At 69.5% G+C, this 18,984-nt stretch carries 20 protein-coding genes and 3 pseudogenes; 11 read left to right on the plus strand and 12 right to left on the minus strand.

Annotated features, from left to right (window positions below):
- The first annotated feature begins 30 nt into the window (after window positions 1–30).
- Window positions 31–936 (plus strand): 5'-3' exonuclease, encoded by a 906-nt coding sequence (locus tag SLUN_RS07480; RefSeq protein WP_108147745.1) that lies wholly within the window; start codon window positions 31–33, stop codon window positions 934–936.
- Between the two features lie 51 nt (window positions 937–987).
- Window positions 988–1,845, plus strand: a complete 858-nt coding sequence (locus tag SLUN_RS07485) for a siderophore-interacting protein (RefSeq protein ID WP_108147746.1) — start codon at window positions 988–990, stop codon at window positions 1,843–1,845.
- A gap of 85 nt (window positions 1,846–1,930) precedes the next feature.
- On the opposite strand, the gene SLUN_RS07490 is transcribed toward SLUN_RS07485, so the two are convergent.
- A complete protein-coding gene (locus SLUN_RS07490) occupies window positions 1,931–2,539 on the minus strand; it encodes a MerR family transcriptional regulator (protein WP_371413814.1) in 609 nt (202 codons plus the stop codon).
- Window positions 2,540–2,880: 341 nt separating this feature from the next.
- On the opposite strand from SLUN_RS07490, the gene SLUN_RS07495 reads away from it, so the two are divergent.
- The 3 genes from SLUN_RS07495 to SLUN_RS07505 all read left to right on the plus strand — a co-directional run bounded on the left by SLUN_RS07495 (window position 2,881) and on the right by SLUN_RS07505 (window position 5,684).
- The gene (locus tag SLUN_RS07495; protein WP_108147748.1) at window positions 2,881–3,465 is read left to right on the plus strand and encodes a sigma-70 family RNA polymerase sigma factor; all 585 of its coding nucleotides are present in this window, start codon (window positions 2,881–2,883) and stop codon (window positions 3,463–3,465) included.
- Window positions 3,462–4,199 carry an anti-sigma factor gene (locus tag SLUN_RS07500; RefSeq protein ID WP_108147749.1) on the plus strand — a complete coding sequence of 246 codons (738 nt, stop codon included), beginning with the start codon at window positions 3,462–3,464 and terminating at the stop codon, window positions 4,197–4,199. Before SLUN_RS07495 ends, SLUN_RS07500 begins: the two co-directional genes overlap by 4 nt.
- A gap of 114 nt (window positions 4,200–4,313) precedes the next feature.
- Window positions 4,314–5,684: a cryptochrome/photolyase family protein gene (locus SLUN_RS07505; protein ID WP_108147750.1), complete on the plus strand. Its 1,371-nt coding sequence runs from the start codon at window positions 4,314–4,316 to the stop codon at window positions 5,682–5,684.
- 52 nt (window positions 5,685–5,736) lie between these two features.
- Here SLUN_RS07505 and SLUN_RS07510 read toward each other — a convergent pair whose 3' ends face one another.
- The gene (locus tag SLUN_RS07510) at window positions 5,737–7,002 is read right to left on the minus strand and encodes an SAM-dependent methyltransferase (protein WP_257153686.1); all 1,266 of its coding nucleotides are present in this window, start codon (window positions 7,000–7,002) and stop codon (window positions 5,737–5,739) included.
- A 248-nt stretch (window positions 7,003–7,250) separates the two neighbouring features.
- On the opposite strand from SLUN_RS07510, the gene SLUN_RS07515 reads away from it, so the two are divergent.
- Window positions 7,251–8,822 (plus strand): amino acid permease, encoded by a 1,572-nt coding sequence (locus SLUN_RS07515; RefSeq protein WP_108147751.1) that lies wholly within the window; start codon window positions 7,251–7,253, stop codon window positions 8,820–8,822.
- A 107-nt stretch (window positions 8,823–8,929) separates the two neighbouring features.
- Here the strand turns inward: SLUN_RS07515 and SLUN_RS07520 are convergent, their stop codons facing one another.
- The 3 genes from SLUN_RS07520 to SLUN_RS07530 all read right to left on the minus strand — a co-directional run bounded on the left by SLUN_RS07520 (window position 8,930) and on the right by SLUN_RS07530 (window position 10,392).
- Entirely contained in the window at window positions 8,930–9,595 is a 666-nt protein-coding gene (locus SLUN_RS07520; protein WP_108147752.1) for a class I SAM-dependent methyltransferase, read from the minus strand.
- A 64-nt stretch (window positions 9,596–9,659) separates the two neighbouring features.
- Window positions 9,660–10,136, minus strand: a complete 477-nt coding sequence (locus SLUN_RS07525) for a glycine-rich domain-containing protein (protein WP_108147753.1) — start codon at window positions 10,134–10,136, stop codon at window positions 9,660–9,662.
- Window positions 10,137–10,191: 55 nt separating this feature from the next.
- The gene (locus tag SLUN_RS07530; protein WP_159100204.1) at window positions 10,192–10,392 is read right to left on the minus strand and encodes a hypothetical protein; all 201 of its coding nucleotides are present in this window, start codon (window positions 10,390–10,392) and stop codon (window positions 10,192–10,194) included.
- Between the two features lie 306 nt (window positions 10,393–10,698).
- On the opposite strand from SLUN_RS07530, the gene SLUN_RS07535 reads away from it, so the two are divergent.
- Entirely contained in the window at window positions 10,699–11,202 is a 504-nt protein-coding gene (locus SLUN_RS07535; protein ID WP_159100205.1) for a hypothetical protein, read from the plus strand.
- A 183-nt stretch (window positions 11,203–11,385) separates the two neighbouring features.
- On the opposite strand, the pseudogene SLUN_RS41005 reads toward SLUN_RS07535, so the two are convergent.
- Window positions 11,386–11,606 (minus strand): annotated as a pseudogene (locus tag SLUN_RS41005) (N-acetyltransferase); the annotation flags it as partial.
- 116 nt (window positions 11,607–11,722) lie between these two features.
- On the opposite strand from SLUN_RS41005, the pseudogene SLUN_RS42570 reads away from it, so the two are divergent.
- Together SLUN_RS42570 and SLUN_RS07545 are read left to right on the plus strand one after the other, a co-directional pair.
- Window positions 11,723–11,800 (plus strand): annotated as a pseudogene (locus SLUN_RS42570) (transposase); the annotation flags it as partial.
- A gap of 111 nt (window positions 11,801–11,911) precedes the next feature.
- Window positions 11,912–12,475 (plus strand): SMI1/KNR4 family protein, encoded by a 564-nt coding sequence (locus SLUN_RS07545; protein WP_159100206.1) that lies wholly within the window; start codon window positions 11,912–11,914, stop codon window positions 12,473–12,475.
- Between the two features lie 64 nt (window positions 12,476–12,539).
- On the opposite strand, the gene SLUN_RS07550 is transcribed toward SLUN_RS07545, so the two are convergent.
- Both SLUN_RS07550 and SLUN_RS39360 read right to left on the minus strand, forming a co-directional pair.
- The gene (locus SLUN_RS07550) at window positions 12,540–13,094 is read right to left on the minus strand and encodes a hypothetical protein (protein WP_108147757.1); all 555 of its coding nucleotides are present in this window, start codon (window positions 13,092–13,094) and stop codon (window positions 12,540–12,542) included.
- 240 nt (window positions 13,095–13,334) lie between these two features.
- The gene (locus SLUN_RS39360; RefSeq protein ID WP_159100207.1) at window positions 13,335–13,793 is read right to left on the minus strand and encodes a hypothetical protein; all 459 of its coding nucleotides are present in this window, start codon (window positions 13,791–13,793) and stop codon (window positions 13,335–13,337) included.
- An 81-nt stretch (window positions 13,794–13,874) separates the two neighbouring features.
- On the opposite strand from SLUN_RS39360, the gene SLUN_RS07560 reads away from it, so the two are divergent.
- Together SLUN_RS07560 and SLUN_RS07565 are read left to right on the plus strand one after the other, a co-directional pair.
- Window positions 13,875–14,363: a hypothetical protein gene (locus SLUN_RS07560; protein WP_108147759.1), complete on the plus strand. Its 489-nt coding sequence runs from the start codon at window positions 13,875–13,877 to the stop codon at window positions 14,361–14,363.
- 67 nt (window positions 14,364–14,430) lie between these two features.
- A pseudogene (locus SLUN_RS07565) lies at window positions 14,431–15,353 on the plus strand (transposase).
- A gap of 40 nt (window positions 15,354–15,393) precedes the next feature.
- On the opposite strand, the gene SLUN_RS07570 reads toward SLUN_RS07565, so the two are convergent.
- From SLUN_RS07570 to SLUN_RS07585, 4 genes are all read right to left on the minus strand, one after another.
- Entirely contained in the window at window positions 15,394–15,675 is a 282-nt protein-coding gene (locus tag SLUN_RS07570) for a golvesin C-terminal-like domain-containing protein (RefSeq protein WP_254710142.1), read from the minus strand.
- A 420-nt stretch (window positions 15,676–16,095) separates the two neighbouring features.
- Window positions 16,096–16,335: a hypothetical protein gene (locus SLUN_RS07575; protein WP_108147760.1), complete on the minus strand. Its 240-nt coding sequence runs from the start codon at window positions 16,333–16,335 to the stop codon at window positions 16,096–16,098.
- A 58-nt stretch (window positions 16,336–16,393) separates the two neighbouring features.
- Window positions 16,394–17,962, minus strand: coding sequence for a carboxylesterase/lipase family protein (locus SLUN_RS07580; protein WP_108154578.1), 1,569 nt, complete (start codon window positions 17,960–17,962; stop codon window positions 16,394–16,396).
- A gap of 322 nt (window positions 17,963–18,284) precedes the next feature.
- Window positions 18,285–18,911, minus strand: a complete 627-nt coding sequence (locus tag SLUN_RS07585; RefSeq protein WP_175303613.1) for a TetR/AcrR family transcriptional regulator — start codon at window positions 18,909–18,911, stop codon at window positions 18,285–18,287.
- Window positions 18,912–18,984: the final 73 nt, after the last annotated feature.

The following is an 18,984-nucleotide window of genomic DNA, read 5'->3' on the forward strand; positions in this document are numbered from 1 at the left end:
GGCATCATCAGGGTTGTGACGCGACGCCTGATGCTCCTCGACACCGCTTCCCTGTACTTCCGGGCCTATTTCGGGGTCCCCGATTCGGTACGGGCCCCCGACGGCACCCCGGTCAACGCCGTGCGCGGGCTGCTCGACTTCATCACCCGGCTGGTGCAGGACCACCACCCCGACGACCTGGTGGCCTGCTGGGACAACGACTGGCGGCCGCAGTGGCGGGTCGACCTGATCCCCTCGTACAAGGCGCATCGCGTCGCGGTGGAGACGGAGCTGGGGCCCGACGAGGAGGAGATCCCGGACACCCTCTCCCCCCAGGTCCCGGTGATCATGGACGTGCTCGAAGCGCTCGGCATCGCCCGTGTCGGCGCGGACGGGTACGAGGCGGACGATGTGATCGGCACCCTCACCGGGCGCGCCACCGGTCCGGTCGACATCGTCACCGGCGACCGCGACCTCTTCCAGCTCGTCGATGACGCCCGCGGCCGGCGGGTGCTCTATCCGCTGAAGGGCGTCGGGACGCTGCAGGTCACCGACGAGGCGTGGCTGCGCGAGAAGTACGGCGTCGACGGCCCGGGCTACATCGATCTGGCGCTGCTGCGCGGCGACCCGAGCGACGGGCTGCCGGGCGTGGCCGGGATCGGCGAGAAGACCGCGGCCAAGCTGCTGGACTCCTTCGGCGATCTGGGCGGGATCATGGCCGCCGTCGACGATCCGCGCGCCAAGCTGACGCCCTCGCAGCGCAAGCGGCTGGACGAGGCGCGGGACTATGTCGCGGTCGCGCCCAAGGTCGTCCGGGTCGCCGCGGACGTACCGCTGCCCGACTTCGACCCGGCGCTGCCCTCCGAGCCGCGCGATCCGGCGACGCTCGAGGAGCTCGCGTCCCAGTGGGGCCTCGGCGGCGCGCTGCAGCGGCTTCTGTCCACACTTCAGGGCTGAGGTGTTAACTTAGGCAAGCCTAAGTAATGCACGAGTTCAGGGGAGACCGCTGTGGCAGAACGACCGGCCCGCAAGGCAGCGAAGGCAGTCAAGGTCCGCGAGACGCGGGTGGTGCGCACCGAGCAGCTCACTCCGCACATGGTGCGGGTCGTCCTGGGCGGTGAGGGGCTCGCCGGGTTCGCCGTCGACGAGTTCACCGACTACTACATCAAACTGCTGTTCGCGCCCGAGGGCGTGACGTATCCGGAGCCGTTCGACGTGGACCGCATCCGCGAGGAGTTCCCGCGCGAGCAGTGGCCCGCCAACCGCACCTACACGGTACGGAGCTGGGACCCGGTCCAGCGTGAGCTGACGGTCGATTTCGTGGTGCACGGCGACGAGGGCCTGGCGGGCCCGTGGGCGGCGAAGGCCCAGGTGGGCGAGACGATGTACATTCTGGGCCCCGGCGGCGGCTACGCGCCGGATCCGTCGGCGGACTGGCACCTGCTGGTGGGTGACGAGAGCGCGCTGCCCGCGATCGCCGCGTCCCTGGAGCGGATGCCGGCGGGCGCGGTCGTGCATGCCCTTGTCGAGGTCGACGGACCCGACGAGGAGCAGAAGATCGTCACGCCCGACGGGATCGAGATCAACTGGCTGCACCGCGGGAGCCGGCCGGCCGGCGAGGAACTGGTCGCCGCGGTGACCGCGCTGGACTTCCCGGCGGGCAGCGTGTGCGCCTTCGTGCACGGCGAGGCCGGGTTCGTACGGGAGTTGCGCCGCCATCTGCGTCTGGACCGGCAGGTCCCGCCCGAGCAGCTGTCGATCTCGGGCTACTGGCGCCAGGGCAAGACCGACGAGGCGTGGCGCGCGGTGAAGCGCGAGTGGAACGAGCAGGTGGAGCGCGAGACGGAGAAGCCCTCGGCCGCCTGACACCGACGGCACCCCCCGGCCCCGGCCCCGGCCCCCGGGTGCGATGCCGCCGGGAGCTCGGCCGTGCCCGGGAGCACGGTCACGCTCACCGGGCGGTCTTGTCGCCCCCGAACGCGCGGGCCGAGCCGTCGATATGGGCCAGCCGTCGCAGTGAGACGAACACCGCGTCGCCCAGCACCGTGCCGATCACCACGCTCTCCACGAGGTCGTCCAGGCCCGCCCGGCGCCCGACATACGCGAGGTCCACGCGGGCGACCTGTTCCGCCGCGGCCGCGTAGTCGTCGAGCACCTCGGCGGCGAACGCCGCGTGGCCGACCCGGCCCAGCGCGACCAGCGCGCCCGCGAGTGCCTCCGCGGCCGGGGCCTCACTGTCGACCCGCCAGCCGCACCGCTTGACCAGCGCCCGCACATCTTCGCGCGCCGCCTCCAGTTCCCCGTCCGGCGCACCACCGGGATACCTGGGGACGATCGGGCTCGTGGCCTCGCCGAGTACGTCGTGCACGGTCCTGCCGGGGTCGTCGACCGCCGCGAGGATCTCCGCGATGGCCGCCACTTTCAGCCCGCCCACATCGAGCAGCGCGCGGATCAGCCGCAGTCTGCGCTCGTGCGCGTCGTCGTAACTCGCCTGGTTCGGGCTGGTCAGCTGCCCGGCCGGGAGCATTCCCTCCCGTACGTAGTACTTGATCGTCGGCACCGGAACCCCGGTTCTGCGACTCAACTCTCCGATGCGCACCGCGTGTTCACCTCTCCGCTCTTGCCGGCCACGAGCCCCATCATAGATAGCCTCACTATCGGATAACAGATAGTGTCGCTATCTATTCTGCAGTCACAACACACTCACCGGGGGGCAGCCATGGCTTCGTTCGTGAGGGTTCTGGACCGGCTTCTGGTACGGACTCCGGCCGTTCGCCCTGCCGCTGCACATCGGTGACGTGGAACCGTCTGCGAACCGGAACCAATCCGCGGCCCCACCGGCTCCGAATGCCTGGTGAAATCTGTCCGGACGAGATGCCCGCACAGTGAGAGGTAAGCCGCGTGAAGGAAGCAGTACATATCGGAGGCCCCGCCCCGGCGGGGCCCGATCTCCAGCAACTCCTCGGCCTGGTGGCCAGGGGTGACCAGGAGGCCTTCTCCCGTGTGTACGACTCGGTCTGCGGGCCGGTGCTCGGGCTGGTGCGCGCCGTACTGCGCGACCCCGCCCAGTCGGAGGAGGTGACCCAGGAAGTGCTGATCGAGGTCTGGCGTACGGCGGCTCGCTTCCAGCCGTCCCGCGGCTCGGCGATGACCTGGATACTCACGCTCGCCCACCGGCGGGCCGTGGACCGGGTGCGGTCGGCCCAGTCCGCCACCGACCGCGAGCGGCGAGCGGCACTCCTCGAGCAGACCCCCGCCTACGACGAGGTCATCGAGCAGGTCGAGGCCCGTCTCGAACGCGAGCAGGTGCGGCGCTGTCTGCGCTCCCTGACCGAGCTCCAGCGGCAGTCGGTGACGCTCGCGTACTACCGGGGGCTCGCCTACCGGGAAGTGGCCGAACTGCTCTCCGTGCCGCTGGGCACGGTCAAGACGAGACTGCGCGACGGGCTCATCCGGCTGCGCGACTGCCTGGGGGTGACCGTATGAGCAGCACCGCTGATCTGCACACGCTGACCGGCGCCTATGTGCTGCACGCACTGGCGCCCGACGAGCGTGCCGAATTCGAGCGGCATCTGCAGATGTGCCCCGCCTGCACCCAGGAGGTGCGCGAACTGGCCGAAACCGTGGGCCGGTTGGGGCTCGCGGTGGCCGTTGCTCCGCCGCCCGCGCTCAAGCAGCGCGTGATGCGTCAGGTGTCCACCGAGCGCCAGGATCCGCCGCGGGTCTCGCGACGGGCCCGCCCCGGCCGAGCGCTGTCGCGCTTCGCGCTGGCAGCCTGTCTCGCCGCTGCCGCCGGCCTCGGCGGGGTGGCCGTCTGGCAGTACCAGGAGGTCCAGGACGCACGCCAGGAGGCGCAGCGCTCGCAGCGCCAGGCCGAGGAGCTGGCCTCGGTGCTCGCGGCGCCGGACGCCAGGGTGACCACCGGGAAGCTGACGGACGGTGCGACCGGCACCGTGGTCGTGTCGCGCGCCAGGAACAAGGCCGCGTTCCTCGCCTCCGGGATGCCGAAGCCGCCGCAGGGCAAGGTCTACCAACTCTGGTTCAGCGACGGCGGAAAGATGCGGCCGGCCGGTCTGATGGACCCGGCGGCCGCCACCAGCGCCGTGCTGATGAACGGGCCGGTGGGCGCGGCCGTGGCCATGGGCATCACGGTCGAACCGGCGGGCGGCTCCCCCGAGCCGACCTCGGACCCGCTTGCCCTGCTGAACTTCCCCGCCTGAGGAGCTGTCCCGCCTGAAGATCGGTCCCCTCATGAAGATCGATCCCGCTTGAAGTGTCCGGTGTGAGGGGCTGTCCCGTATGAGGGACCGTCCCGCCCGAGGGAAGGACGGCGCATGAGTGTCGCGGTCATGCTCTTCACCTCCGATCTGCGGCTGCACGACCAGCCGGCGCTGCGTGCGGCAGTGCGCGGCGCCGACGCGGTGGTGCCGCTGTTCGTACTGGATCCGGGCATACGGAGAGCGGGCTTCGACGCGCCCAACCGCCGCGCCTTCCTGGCCGACTGCCTGGCCTCGCTCGATGCCGGGCTGCACGAACGCGGCGGGCGGCTCGTCGTCCGTATCGGCGGTGTCGTCGAGCAGGTCTGCCGGGTGGTCGTCGAGAGCGGCGCCCGCTCGGTGCATATCGCGGCCGGGTTCAGCGCCTACGCCGTACGCAGGGAGGAGCGGCTGCGCGAGGCGCTGACGGCGCTCCGGTGCGTCCTGCACGTCCATGACGGGGTGAGCACCGCGCTGCCGCCGGGGCAGGTCGCCCCCGCCGACCGCGACCACTTCGCGGTGTTCGCCACGTATTTCACCAGCTGGCAGGCGGCCGGGCTGCGCGAGACCGTGGCGGCGCCGGACTCGGTACCGGTCCCCGAGCTCGCCGGGCATCCGCTGCCCAAGCGCACCGCGGTGACCGGGGTGTCTCCCGGGCTCGCCAAGGGCGGGGAGCGGGAGGGCCGGCGGCGGCTGAGCGCGTGGCTCGCCGACGGGAGCGCGGGCATCGGGGCGTACGAGGAGCGGCCGAAGGATCTGGCGGGCGACGCTTCCTCCCGGCTCTCCCCGCATCTGCACTTCGGCACGCTGTCGGCCACCGAACTCGTCCACCGGGCGCGCCGCGAGGGCGGACCCGCCGCCGACGCCTTCGTACGGCAGCTGGCCTGGCGGGACTTCCACCACCAGGTTCTCGCGGCCCGGCCCGACGCGGCGCACGCCGACTACCGTGCGCGCGGGGATCACTGGCGCGGCGACGAGAAGGAGATCGACGCCTGGAAGGGGGGCCGCACAGGCTGCCCGATCGTGGACGCGGCGATGCGCCACCTGCTGTACGAGGGCTGGATGCCGGGCCGCGGGCGGCTGCTGGCGGCGAGCTATCTCACCAAGACCCTGTACGTGGACTGGCGCATCGGCGCCCGGCACTTCCTGGACTTGCTGGTGGACGGGGACATCGCCGACAACCAGCTCAACTGGCAGTGGGTGGCGGGCACCGGGACGGACACGCGCCCCAACCGGGTCCTCGATCCGCTCGCCCAGGCGAAGCGCATCGACCCGCACGGCGACTACGTACGCCGCTGGGTTCCGGAGCTGGCGCACCTGGCCGCGCCCGCGATCCATCAGCCGTGGAAGCTCGACGGGCTGGACCGGGCGAGGCTGGACTACCCCGATCCACTGGTGGACCAGGCGGAGGGACGGGCGAGGTTCGAGCGGGCGCGGGGACTGGGCTGATCGCCGGGGGCGGCCGAGCCGCCCCCGGACAGTCGCTCAGCCTCTCCGTCGCCTACGCAGCCATCTCATCCTTCGTCAGGAGCAGTTGCCCCACATCGAGATGGCCGGCGCGAAACCCCGCTTCGGTGCGGGCGAGATAGAAGGTCCACATCCGGTGGAAGGTCTCGTCGAGGCCGAGGGCCGCGACCTCGGCGGCGCGTTGGGTGAAACGTTGGCGCCACAGGCGCAGCGTCTCGGCATAGTGCGGGCCGAAGCCGTCGCATGCCGCCACCCGCAGTCCGGTGCAGCCGTGGACGAGCTGCTCGATCGCCTCGGCCGAGGGCGGCAGCGCGGCGGAGGGGATGTACTTCTGGATCCACGCGAAGGCGGTGCGGGCCTCCGGCAGGCGCTCGTGCGGCACGGTGATCGTCTGAAGCGCGATCCGCCCGCCGGGCACGAGCAGCCGGTCCAGCATCATGAAGTACTCCGGCCGGCGCTCCTCGGCGACGGTCTCGATCGTCTCCACGCTGACGATCGCGTCGTACCGGCCGAGCACCTTGCCGTATTCGCGCAGCAGGACGGTCACCCTGCCCTCCAGCCCCGCTTCGCGTACGCGCCGCTGCGCCAGCGCCTGTTGCTCCCTCGAGAGGGTCACGGTCAGGACGCGCGCGCCGCGCTGACCCGCCCGGATCGCCAACTCACCCCAGCCGGTGCCGATTTCCAGCAGCTGGGTGCCGGATCCGACCTGCGCCAGGTCGAGCAGCCGGTCGATCTTGCGGTGCTGCGCCGCGGGCAGCAGATTCCGTTCGGCCGGGAAGCCGCGGAAGAGGGCGGAGGAGTACGAGAGGGTCTCGTCGAGGAAGAGCGCGGACAGTTCGCTCGACCGAGCGCAGTGGCGGCGGACGTTGTCGCCCGAGCGCTCGGGTCCCCTGCGATGCCCGGCCTGGCGGCGGAGCGTCCAGGTCCCGCGCCGCCGTCGGAGCGGCGCGGGAAAGAGGGTCGCCTCATGCTCGGCGAGCACGGTCAGCACTCGGACGAGGTCGCGCGCCTCCCATTCGCCCGCCATGTACGACTCGCCGAGGCCGGTGGGTCCGGCGGCGCCGATACGGCGGAAGAAGGCCTGCAGGTCGTGCACTTCCATGAGCGGCCCGCCCAGGCCGATCGGCTCGCCGCCCCCGAAGCGCACGCGCAGCGGCAGCCTGCCGAGCGTGTGCCGGACGAGCCGTTCGGCGGCGACGGTCCGCAGCCGGGAAGCGTGGGGCAGGCGGGCCACATCGGGCCAGTTCCACGGGTCGACGGACGCGGCTCTCGACGATGCTGGGGACACGGAGACGCTCACTTCACACCCTCCTGGGTCGGCTGTGCTCGCTGGGCATTCGGCGCGGCGGCGGCTCCGGATTGGTCGGGGGCGGGATCTTTCGGCGCACTCGGGGGCGAGGCGTGCGGGCGGAGTACGAGGGTGAGGAGTAGGGGCGTGAGGAGATGGGCCCTGTACGGACACGGCCGTGTGACACCGGTGAAACAGCCCGTCCCTAATTTCTGTCACCCGACAGGAATCGGCCACAGGAATCAGCGACAGGGGCTGCCATGACCGCCACCGCACCCACCGACGTACGGCCGGATCCTCCCGAGGCCGGCCAGAGCGACTCTGCCGCGCTGGCGGGCTTCGGCTACCGGCAGGAACTGCACCGCAGCATGGGGCGGTACGCCTCCTTCGCCGCCGGGTTCTCCTTCATCTCGGTCCTGACCACCGTCTTCCAGTTCTTCGCGTTCGGCTTCTCCTTCGGCGGCGCGGCCTTCTTCTGGACCTGGCCGGCCGTACTCGTCGGCCAGCTGCTGGTGGCGGCCTGCTTCGCCGAACTCGCCGCCCGCTACCCGCTGTCGGGCGCCATCTACCAGTGGTCGACGCGGCTCAGCACTCCGTCCTTCGGCTGGTTCGCGGGCTGGATCATGGTGATCGGCCAGGTCGTGGTGGTCGCGGCCGCTGCCCTGGCACTCCAGGTCGTACTCCCCGCGATCTGGTCCGGCTTCCAGCTGTTCGGCGGCGACCCGTCGCCCCTCACACCGTCGGGCGCCACGAACGCCGCGCTGCTCGCGGTCGTACTCCTCGCCCTGACCACCGCCGTCAACCTCCTCGACAACCGCGTCATGTCGGCCGTCAACCGCGTCGGCGTGACCGCCGAGATCATCGGGGCGGTGCTGATCGTCGTCCTCCTGCTGACCCACACCGAGCGGGGCGCGGGTGTCACGCTGCACACCGGCGGCCAGGGCGGCGCGATCGGCGCGCTGCTCGTCGGTTCCTTCACCGCGGCGTACGTCCTCATCGGTTTCGACAGCGCGGGCGAACTCAGCGAGGAGACACGCAGTCCGCGCCGTACCGCCCCGCGCACAATCCTTCTCGCACTCGTCTCGGCCGGCGTCCTCGGCGGACTGCTGGTGCTCGGCGGGCTACTGGCCGCGCCGAGCCTGACCGACGGGCGGCTCGCGACGCAGGGCCTGTCGTACGTCCTCACCAGCAGCCTCGGCGACGGTGTCGGCAAGGCGCTGCTCATCGATGTGGTGATCGCGATCGCCGTGGCCACGCTGGCGATCCAGACGGCCGGTTCGCGGATGCTCTTCTCGATGGCACGCGACGGGGTGCTGCCCTTCTCCTCCCGCCTCGCGAAGGTCTCCCGGCGCACCGGAATGCCGGCCGGCCCCGCGCTGGTCGTGGGCGCGGCGGCCGCGGCGCTGGGCCTGCTCAACCTCGCCTCGCCGGAGGCCTTCCTCGCCATCGGCACGACGTGCATCGCCATGCTCTACCTGGCGTACGCGATGGTGACGGGCCCCATGCTGATCCGCCGCCTGCGCGGCGAATGGGACCAGGACACCGACCAGCCGGACGAGACGGGCCGCCCGCTGTTCAGCCTTGGCCGCTGGGGCCTGCCGATCAACGTGGTGGCACTGGTCTACGGCCTGTTCATGACGGTGAACCTGGCGTGGCCGAGGGCGGCGGTGTACGACCCGTCGGGCGGGCACTGGTACTTCCAGTGGTTCACGGTGCTGTTCCTGCTGGTCACAGTGGTACTTGGCGGTCTATGGCGAGTTGCCAGGGCACAACGGGGGCACTCGACTCCGAAACTGGCCCCTGCGGAAACCCTCCCAGAACCGACTCGATAGCAGCCAGCATCCTTGCACCGCAGGCAAGTTCGGTGGAGGGGCACGGGAGAACTGCAAGGAAGAGCCCGGCCCGTCCGCGCGGGGGACGCGGGCAGGCCGGGGCAGTGCTATCCATCAGCACGGACGAGGAGTGTGCCGATCTTCCGGGGGCCGGGCGGGGCCGGAAGGACGCGAGCTGACGCCTCGGTGAAACCGTGCTCGGCCAGGATCTCCATCCACCGCTCGGGCTCGTAGTCCCACCGCTTCACGACGAGCGGGTCCTCGTCCTCGGACCGGTTGATGTACGACGCCTGGCAGCCGTAGCAGCCCTCGATCGCGGGGCGTTGAGAGAAGGCGAGGACACCACCGGGGCGCAACCGCTTGCGAATGATGGGCAGCAGTTCGTTCGGATCGCTGAACCAGACGGCACCGAACACGGAGTAGACCGCGTCGAAGTCCTCAGTGGTGTCGGCGAGGAGCTGCACGGCGTCGCCGCGGCGCAGCACCATCCCGTCGACGTCACCCCACCGCGTGTCTGCGGCCCTCAGCTGCGCGAGGGACACGTCGAGGCCGACCGCGTGGGCCCCGAGCGTGGCGCAGTGGGCGAGGTTGCCGCCCTTGCCGCAGCCGAGGTCCAGTACAGCCGCCCCAGGGCCGATGCCTAGGAGCTCCACGCCGGGCCCGTGGTCGGGGTACTGGGTCCAGTTGAACCAGGTCGTCTCGCCGACGGCGTTCGTGGGGCGCCGCTCGGGCTTCTGCTTGGAGTAGGTGTCCCACGCCTTGGTGTCCGTCACTGCTGCTCCGTTCGCGGGGCCAGCCGCCCGGCGCTTGGGCCGGGCAGCCGGCGTGAAGCTGCTGCTACTTCTTGCCCTTGGGGCTGTCGGTGCAGCCCGCGTGACATTGGGTGCACTTGCCCATCTTGGCGGCTGCGGGCCACAGGTCGGCGTCGATCGCGAATCCTGCCTCGGAGATAGTTGCGAGGGTGCGCTCCCGCGCCGCCTCGGGGCCGCCGTCGACGGGCTCGCCGTCCTCGGTCGGCACGTGGTGGATGAACCGGCCGGCGACCTGCTCGCAGAACACGGCGTAGTCGACGGTGTGGAGGATCCAGGTGTGCCAGCCGATGTCGACGAGCTTGCTCGGGGACAGTTCCAGGCCGGGGCGCTGGGCGCCTGCGGCGAGGAACGCGGCGGTCTGCGCGATGATGCGCCGCGCGGTGGCGTGGTCGATCTCGGGGTGGTCCTTGACGATGCGGGCGCTGAGGCGCTGCGTCATCTCGGGACCGACAAGCTCGGCCGGGTTGGTGGTGCCCACGGGACGGTCGAACGCGATGGTCATGCTTCCTCCTGTGTGGACGTCGCCCTCGGGTGAGGGCAGACCCGTCCGCACCGGGTCAGGGGTGCACCGGCGCGGACGGGAGTCGGTGGGGTGTAGCTGCAGGCGGCCGGCAGTCGGCGGGCTCGCCGTGGATGACGAGGCGGACGTCGGGGGCGGACATGCGGGGCACCCAGTGGACGAGCCCGTTGTCGGTGTGCTGGCCGCACGCGGAGCAGTCGCCGGCTCCGTGCTCGGGCGGATCCCACATCGGGCTCATCGGGTGCACGCCTGGCTGCAGCGTGGGCAGGAGAATGCGCCCCTCCCACCCGAAGGTGAGAGGGGCGCAGTGCGTTACGGGTACTGCCGGCGGGACGGATCCATGCCCATCGACAGCAGGCCACCGTTGGACGGCGGCGGGGCACCATCGCGCCGACACACCAGTGCATCAGGGGCACCGGGCGGGGGCTGGAGGCTGAAGCCGTCGGGGCAGGGGGCATCGTCCGCTGGCCGTCAGGAACATCCGAGAGTTGGGCAAACCTGCATAGCCCTGCGCGGCATGCCGCACTATGGGCACGCTTGCCGGATGCAGATGACTGAACCCTTTGCGGCCAGCATCGCCGCGGTCGCGCCGGTTCTCGTGCTGGTGGCAGCGGTCGAGCTGGTCAACTCGGACCGAAGAACCACTGCCATCCTTGCTGAGATCGGCGATGAGATGGAACGGGACCGGGCGGACGGACTCCCGCCACCCGCCGGAGAAGCCGCTCACAAGTATCTGCTCCCATTCATGAGAAGCGTGTTGGGGCAGTTCATCGCCTTCGTTTGGGCGGTGTTCGGGATCTTCCAGGTCGTCGCGGTCGCACTCTCGCTTGTTTGGCTCGCGACGCCGGAGGCGAAGCCTGAGGCCGACTTGGCCACTGTGTGCTTGGTGGCCATCCTGGGGGGAATGGTCTGGCTGATCGTGTTCCCCTTGATTCGCTCAGTGTTCTCTCCGCTGGCCCACGTGTCGCGCCTGGAGCGGATCGCGCGGGAGTGGCGAGAGCCCGAGCGCCAAGACGCCTCACCCTCTGCGACTGCTGACGGTTCCTGATACGGGCATGCAGATGGCGAAGGCCCCGACCTGAGGGTGATCGGGGCCTTGGTGTCTCCTAGTCAGCCTTCACCGGGGGCTTTCGCCGCGGCAGCCACGGGGCGGCGGTAGGGCGCGGGTTGCCGGCCACGGGCGCTCACCTCCGTGCTACGCGGCCCGATTCTCGCGGTATCGAACGTCCCCTCAGAGCTGGGGCCGTACCCATACGTTCGGCTCGACGTAGACCGCGTTGTCGCGCTCCAGGTCGCACCGCACGGGAGCGAGGGTGTCTGGCACCAACACGTCCGCGGTCGTTCGAACGGGAGTCCGGTCCACTCCCGCCACTCCGCGAGCGACCCGGAGATCGTCATCGACACGGGGGCCACCTTCTCGATTACCGCCCCGGCGCGGGCATGGACCCGCAGTCAGGGGTCGTACAGCAGCCGGTCCTGCTCGCGAGATGTCGAGTCAAGATGCGTACAGAAACGACCGCTGCGATGGAGCCTCGCGTCTCCCTCCCTTGCCGTCGACCCGTTGTCCCTTACGGCACGTCCAGTACCGAAGCCGCCTCATCGACGGCTGCCTGGCCGAGACCGACCAGACCATCGGACCCACTTGAGCATCCTCACGACATCACGAGTTCAAGCTCAGTAGGTTCAGCAAGCCGACGGCGGAGACGCCCTGGTAGTTTTCTCTTTCCTGCCGATTTATTTCGACGTGGAGGCTGCCAGTGTCGGATGCACATGACATGCGTCAGGTGTGGGGGCGTGTGGTGCGCTGGCTTGAGGAATACGCACCACGAAACGCTGAATCACTCCAAGAACCAGCAACACAGAAAATGATCAACGATGCGGAAACCGCGATGGGAATCGCCATCCCGCAGGAGATTCGGTCGTGGCTCCTCATCAACAACGGAGTCAAAGTCGACCCAGATCCGCTGGCGAACATGGCTGCTTCGCCCAGCAGTTTCCTGCCATGCGAATGGCATCTGCTGCCCGTCGAGTACATCGTGAAGGTATACGAGCGGCAGATGAAGCTCGCACAAGACGCCGGCCATCCCGCGCACGCAGACCGGGAAGAACTGATCTGGCACAGAAACTGGGTACCGTTCGCGGTAGAAGCCGACTGGCTGTACGGGCTGTTCATCGACGCTGAGACGGGTGCTGTCGGCGGGTGGTCAGACGGCGACACGCCGAACTTCGAGACGCACGCCACGCTTGCCGGTTACTTCAATTCGGTCGCCGACGCGATGATCCGGTCGGGGACGACCGAGGACGGCCGCCTCGTGTGGTGACCTCGGCACAAACGACAGTGGCCCCCACGGTCATCCGTGGAGGCCGCTGTTCTGCGTGATGCAGTTACGGAGTGAAGCCGCTCAGCTCGACCCAGTAGTCATCATCCTGGATCAGACGCTGATTGGTGATGAACGTTCCGAACGGCTGCATGGACTGAGTGTTCTGCCAGTTCGACATGCTGGACCGCCCACACGGCTCGTTCCACGTTGGGATCGGAGCATCCGGGCGCAGGAGCAGGGTCATGCTGTCGTCGCTGTTGCGCTTGAGGTAGGTCTGGATGCATTCCTTTCCGTTCGTGGTGACGGGGTTGGTGCCGCCGTTGGCGGTGGGTGTACCGGCGCTCTGGTAGCTGTTGGCGAAGGCGAACTCGTCGCAGCTGATGGCGTCGGTTGTTCCCCACTTGTCGGAGAAGAGTCCTGTTCCGGCGTACTTGGTGAAGCTGCTTCCGCAGATCTTGGAGCGGTTCTCGGTCTTCGGCTTCTTGGTTCCGTCCAGGTTCATCTTGTTCCCCAGGTATGTGAGCGGCTTGCCGCCCTTCTTATTGCCGTAGGGGAAGTTTGCCTTGTTCCACATCAGCCAGATGTGCGCTGCCGCGCCAGGGAACTTCTCGCCGTTCATCGGGTAGGTCGGTTTGTACCGGCTGAAGACGCATCCCGGGGTGCTCTTCGCGATCGCGTCGCATCGAATGTCGAGTTCCGATTTTTCGATGTCGTTGCTGTTTGTTTTGATCCCGTTGACATTCCCCAGTAGTTTCCAGTACGGGGAGATGACGTTACTTCCGCTACTTTGGGTCCACTTTATTGTGGATGTTCCGTATGCGGTGTGCCAGTCGCCATTGGTCCACGTCTTGCCGCCGTTTCAGAACGGAGTGTCCTTCTCGCAGTAGCCGCGGCAGTTGAAGTTGAGATCCAGGGTCACGTTCTTGATCGCTGAATCCATCGACTTCGGAGTGATCATCACCGTCTGCTTGAACGTGCCGCTGTTGACGTCGAGATCGATTTCATGCTGGTAATCGAATACCGCCTTACCCTTCTCGGCGCCGTCTTCGTAGCACCTGAGAACCGCTTCATCTCTCATGCACGCCTGAGTCCGCGTGTACGTCATCGTTCCCGTGACTACGGAACAGCTTGCCGTCGCCTCAGTCGTCATCTGGGTACTGCTTGCGTCCTGCCCTGATGAAGTCGCCTGAAGCGATGTAACCCCGTGCTGGAAGAATGAACCCTCGATGGTACTGGGTGGCTCGACCGGAGCCGGTTCCGGCGCGTTGGGGTCCGCCGTGTACGTCATGTCCGGCATACCGGTGTAGTCACCGGGCACGAACGCGATCGCATCGAAGGCGATGTCCTTACGACGTGGTGTGCGATTGGGGCTGCCCCTCCGTGGCGGAGGATGGTGCCCATGCGCGCTCTTTTCGACCGCCCCGAGCCTCGTCGTGTCTCGCCAGGCGAGTATCCCATGTGGGATGGGGCTCTCGTCCTCCTCAACCGGGACCTGGCGGTGACCCTTCCCGAGCAGGAACCCCTGCAACTGCTGGCCCTTCCGCCCTACGATGCGGACGAGCCGGAGAACGTCTACGTCGCTCTGGCCACCGGCGAGTGGCACGGCAATTACCTGTACCCGGACTCGGCGGACGACCCTGCCTCTGCACTGGCGATCGTCGCCGATGCCGCGCAGGAGACCGTCACCGAGCGTCTGTGGCAGGCGTGGCCGCTGTGCGCCGAGCATGGCCTGGGCATGCATCCGCGGGATGCGGACGGGCAGCTGTCCTGGTGGTGCGCGGGAGAGCGGTTGCGTCGCGGCCCGGCCCATATCCGTGCAGCTGTGGGCGCGCTCGACACCTTCGTCCGTCCACGTCGCCCCAACCGCAAGAGGCGGCGGGCGAGTTGATGTCCCGCTGCGCCACGGTCTTGGACGCGCCGTTTCGTGAAGAGGGCCGTGCGGGTTGGGTGTTGTTGTGACGCAATGTCTTGGCCGCACGGCCTTGTCCCAGCGTATCTTCACCGGCCTTCGATACCGTCGACTCGGCACGCTGATCGGCGAGTTGGCTCAGGTGTGGATGGCCGCCGAAGAAGGACGACTGTACGACCGTCGAGGTCATGACCGTCTGCGCGCGGCCGGGGCGGGACCGAACCACCAGTTGGTGTTCACCGACCGGGTCATCGCCACGTTGGTCGTCCTGCGGTTCCAGCTCCCGCACGCGGCCCTGGCCGTGCTCTACGGGGTGGACCGTTCCACGATCACTCGGGCCGTTCACGAGATCCGGCCGTTGCTGGCGGCTCGTGGCTTCGCTGTACCAGGACGCCCCGGCCTGCGGCTTCGCACGCTGGAGGACGTCTTCGCCTACGCGGCGGCCGAGGGCGTCGAGGTGCGGCTGGACGGTACCGAGGTCCGGGTGCGCCGCCCGAAGGCGAACAGGCCCGGCCGGCGCGCTTTCGTGTCGGGCAAGATGCGGCAGAACACCAAGAAGGCCACTGTGGTCACCGACGAGCGGGGCCGCACGCTGTGGACGGGGGCGTTCCGGCCCGGCCGGATGCACGACCAGACGGTCGTGAAGACCGAGGGATCTGCGATCTGTTCGAGCGGTATCCGAAAGTCAAGGCCAAGGTTGATGCAGGCTACCGGGGTCTGGCCAAGCAGTACCCCGATCAGGTCCAGGCCCCGCCGCCCAAGCCGAAGAAGGACTCCCTGCCCGAAGAGGTCGCTGCTTGGGACGCGGCCCGCCATCAGCAGTCCTCGGAACGGATCTGCGTCGAGCACGCCAACGCCGAACACAAGCAGTGGCGGACCCTCCAGCGGTACGTCGGACGCCGCGAGTACTTCGACGAGACCTACGCGGCAGTCGCTGGCCTGGTCTCCGACCGCACCGCCGACAGGTGATCACCAAGTCGACAACCCGCCAGGCCAACACGCCCGGACCTCAATCGTGCACAACCTCGTTAGTGCCGTCACCGCCGTTGAAGTTGTCCAGGCTGACCTCGGCGGTCATGCCGTTGAATCGGTAGGCGCCCAGGTCGACCCACTTGTTGGACTGGTTGGCGTCCTGGGAGATCGCCTTCACCGTCGTGCCGTGGGCGTGCTTGATCCGGTACTCGGCCTTGGTGGTCTGCGCCCCGTGGTCGGGGATGTGCGCGTAGACCTTGGCCTGGCCGTCGTAAGCGGTGATCTCCGTGCCCAGTGTCCACGTGCCGGTCACCTTCATCCGGTCGCCCGGCGGCGGATAGGACTCCGGAGAGCGGGTGCGGGTGAACCAGAAGTGGTTCCCGTACGCCGCGCCGATCTGATGCGTGTCGATCTTGCCGGGGTAGGTGGTGACGGTCTGCCCGGTGTCGGCGTCGGTCAGGTCCCAGGAACCGGTGAGGGGTCGGGGCCTTCATGAGTCCTGGTCAGCGGTATGTGGGCACGCTGGACATGCCCCGAGTTGGCGGGTACCGGGGGGAGTCGCCGCTCCGACCGGCCCGCCGCAGGTAAGGCCGCGTGCTCGGTCGGGCGACGGATCGGCCAGCGACTGCTCACCGGCCGGCCTCACGTCGCATCGCGGCCAGGCGACGGGCCGCCGGCTCAGGAAGGGCCCTCTCCGGCACACTGCCGGAAGGGGCCGCCTGACGAGCCGTCCCGCGCCTCAGGTTCTGCGGGCCCGGCCCGGCTTCCTGCCCGGAAAGTCCGCGTCGTCCTCGGCCACGGGAAGCGGCCGGTGCCCCTCGGAGTGGTCATTGACCCAACCGCACACCCCACATGCGTAACGCCCGTCGAGCCCCGAGACGCGGGTACCGCACTGCCTGCACTCCGTCTCGGTGATCTCAGGCGCGATGACGGCTTCGGGATCGGGTAGCGGCTCGAAGTCCGGCAGCCAGTTGCTCATGGGCCGCAGATTACGCCTCGGAGGGCCCGGAGCCTGTGAAGCCGTCGTTCTCGGACGCTCATTCCCTTGGCGCGGTTACCGCCGGGTCTCTACCGGCCTTCAGCGGCAGCGCCGGGAAGGTGTGGTCCTGCCAGAGCAGGCGGGAGGTGTCCTCCGGGTAGGCGGTGACAGCCGGCCGGGTGTCGAAGAGCTGCACGAGGCGCTGCTCTGTGTCGTACGCGGGCCAGCCGGGGTCGCCGTGGGTGGCGAACGCCGTCCACGCGGCGCGGATGTGGGCGGACAGCGTCTCCGCCTCCTGGGACGGGTCCTCGCCGATCAGCATGGCGGCCTGCCCGCTGCTCAGGTTGCCGAAGACGAGCGGTACGTCGAGGCCGTGGCAGGCGCCGAGTGCACCGCCCATACCCGGGGCCGGCCAGGTCAGCTCGTAGACATGCGCACGGCCGCCGGCGGCGGTCTGGCGCTGGGCGAGGTGGAGGGTCGGCATCCGGAACAGCCAGTCAGAGTTGACCAGTTCGTACAGCTCGTCCGGGCCTGCGGCCGGGAATCCGTCGCGGTAGCCGCGTGCGCCGTCCGGACCGGGGGCGAAGACGCGCAGGGCGGTCTGCGCCTGCTCCTGCGTCACCTCGCCGAGCAGGCCGTCGAGTGCGGTGAACAGCCGCTGCTCGTCGCGATTGTGGCCGACGAGGAGTTCGACGTCCCGGCCGGCGCCGTCGGCCAGGGCCTGCCAAGGAGTGACCGGCAGAACGTCCCCGTCGACGACGGGCGAGAACGGGATCGACCTGTGCGCGGCCTGGCCCCAGCGCTCCACCCACTGGTCCATCTTGGCGGCAACCGCGTCACCGGCGGCGGGCAGCCGGGCCGGGGCCACGGTGGACAGGTCGGCCACCGTGGGCCGCAGCCCCAGCTCGGAGGCGCAGGCGGCGGCGATGTCGGCGGCCAGCGCCGCCGAGAAGAACGTGCCCTGCGCGCTCTGCGCGACGGCCCGGCGGAAGAGCCCGGCCGCTCGCGGCATCGCCAGCAGAGCGGCGACCGATCCGGCGCCCGCCGACTCACCGAAGACCGTGACCCGGTCCGGGTCGCCGCCGAACGCCCGGATGTTGTCGCGCACCCACTCCAGAGCGGCGACCTGATCGAGCAGGCCCCGGTTCGCGGGCGCGCCCTCGATCTGCGCGAAGCCCTCGATACCCACGCGGTAGTTGAACGTCACCACGACGACGCCGCCGTCCCGCGCCAGGCGGCCGCCGTCGTATTCGGGGAGGCTGGACGCGCCGATCACGTAGGCGCCGCCGTAGATCCACACCATCACCGGAACCCCCGCACCCGGGTCCGGCTCGGGCGACCAGACGTTGACCGTAAGCCAGTCGTCGTCCGCCGCGTCCTGCGACAGCGCGTCCATGCCGAACGCACCCGCCTGCGGCGGCGGAGGGCCGTACGACACGGCCGGCCGCACGCCGTCCCAGCTCCGTACCGGCCGCGGTGCGGCGAAACGGAGGGCGCCGACCGGCGGCTCGGCGAACGGGATGCCGCGGAAGACCGACAGACCCGCCTCCCGGCTTCCGCGCAGCGCCCCGGCCGCCGTGCGGACTTCCGGCTGGGCCCCGGACGATTCGGACGCGGCAACGGTCACCACAGTCCCCTCTCTGAGCAGGTCGAACGCGATCAAGGACGCTCGCGGCCTGACACCGCGGATCATCCCGCTCATTCCAGCTGCGGGCCAACCATTTACGGGGCACTCAGGAAGGTGCGGGGCGATCACGGCCCGGGTCGGTGCACGGGGTGGGGCGATCCCAACGAGATGGCTGGAGGCACTGCGCGTACCGCTCCCGGGATAGGGGGACCGGGTGCTGCGGGTGTGTGAACTGACATGGCCGGCCGAGCGGTTGGTGGAGTAGAGGGGCTGCGCCCTCGGGTGGCAGGAACGGACGCCTAGTGGACCCCCGCCCGCGCCCTCACACCCCCGCGATCCGCAGCGCCGCATCCGCCGTGGCCCCCGCGAACACCCCCACCGCCCGCTCCGGGTCCGACCTGTGCACCAGAATCACGCCCTCGATCAGGCCGAACACCAGGTCCGTGCGGAGCTGCAACTCACCCTTGTCCAGCTCGCCACCCGCCTCCGTCGCCGCCAGCAGCTGCCCGTACGCGTCCTTCAGGTCCGCCCGCACCCGGTGGAAGCCGGCGAATCGCTCTCCCCGCACCTCCGGGAGCAGATACAGCGCCCCCAGGTTGTGCGGACCCGCGCACAGCAGCTCCACGTCCGAGCGGCACAGCTCCCACAGGCGCGTCTCCGGCCGGCGCTCGTCGTCCGCCAGGAGTTCGCGTGCCAGGGTCAGCGACGGTGTGACCGTCGACTCGAGGAGCTCCGCGAGCAGGTCCTCCTTGCCGCTGAAGTAGTGGTACATCGTCGCCTGGCGCATCCCCGCGCTCTCCGCGACCGCCCGCGTCGTCGTCGCCGCGTATCCAAGCGTGGTGAACAACTCCGCTGCCGCAAAGAGGAGTTCGTCCCGAACGGACAGCCCGCTGTCCGGCCGCTGCTCCGCGCGCGGCCGCCCGACCCGTCGTCCCGTGGTGATGCCCATGGAGCCGATCGTCGCACACCCCCGGCAAACCCCCGCCGCCCAAGATCACGGTGAGCGTTCCGTAACCGACCGG

The organism is Streptomyces lunaelactis (assembly GCF_003054555.1).
GTDB classification, from domain to species: Bacteria; Actinomycetota; Actinomycetes; order Streptomycetales; family Streptomycetaceae; genus Streptomyces; species Streptomyces lunaelactis.

Coding starts and splice junctions, on each gene's coding strand:
- SLUN_RS07480 (WP_108147745.1), top strand. CDS start 31: ATGCTCCTCGACACCGCTTCCCTGTACTTCCGGGCCTATTTCGGGGTC.
- SLUN_RS07500 (WP_108147749.1), top strand. CDS start 3,462: ATGAGCAGCACCGCTGATCTGCACACGCTGACCGGCGCCTATGTGCTG.
- SLUN_RS07505 (WP_108147750.1), top strand. CDS start 4,314: ATGAGTGTCGCGGTCATGCTCTTCACCTCCGATCTGCGGCTGCACGAC.
- SLUN_RS07515 (WP_108147751.1), top strand. CDS start 7,251: ATGACCGCCACCGCACCCACCGACGTACGGCCGGATCCTCCCGAGGCC.
- SLUN_RS07525 (WP_108147753.1), bottom strand. CDS start 10,136: ATGACCATCGCGTTCGACCGTCCCGTGGGCACCACCAACCCGGCCGAG.
- SLUN_RS07530 (WP_159100204.1), bottom strand. CDS start 10,392: ATGAGCCCGATGTGGGATCCGCCCGAGCACGGAGCCGGCGACTGCTCC.
- SLUN_RS07535 (WP_159100205.1), top strand. CDS start 10,699: ATGCAGATGACTGAACCCTTTGCGGCCAGCATCGCCGCGGTCGCGCCG.
- SLUN_RS07550 (WP_108147757.1), bottom strand. CDS start 13,094: ATGAACGGCGAGAAGTTCCCTGGCGCGGCAGCGCACATCTGGCTGATG.
- SLUN_RS07560 (WP_108147759.1), top strand. CDS start 13,875: ATGCGCGCTCTTTTCGACCGCCCCGAGCCTCGTCGTGTCTCGCCAGGC.
- SLUN_RS07570 (WP_254710142.1), bottom strand. CDS start 15,675: ATGAAGGTGACCGGCACGTGGACACTGGGCACGGAGATCACCGCTTAC.
- SLUN_RS07575 (WP_108147760.1), bottom strand. CDS start 16,335: ATGAGCAACTGGCTGCCGGACTTCGAGCCGCTACCCGATCCCGAAGCC.
- SLUN_RS07585 (WP_175303613.1), bottom strand. CDS start 18,911: ATGGGCATCACCACGGGACGACGGGTCGGGCGGCCGCGCGCGGAGCAG.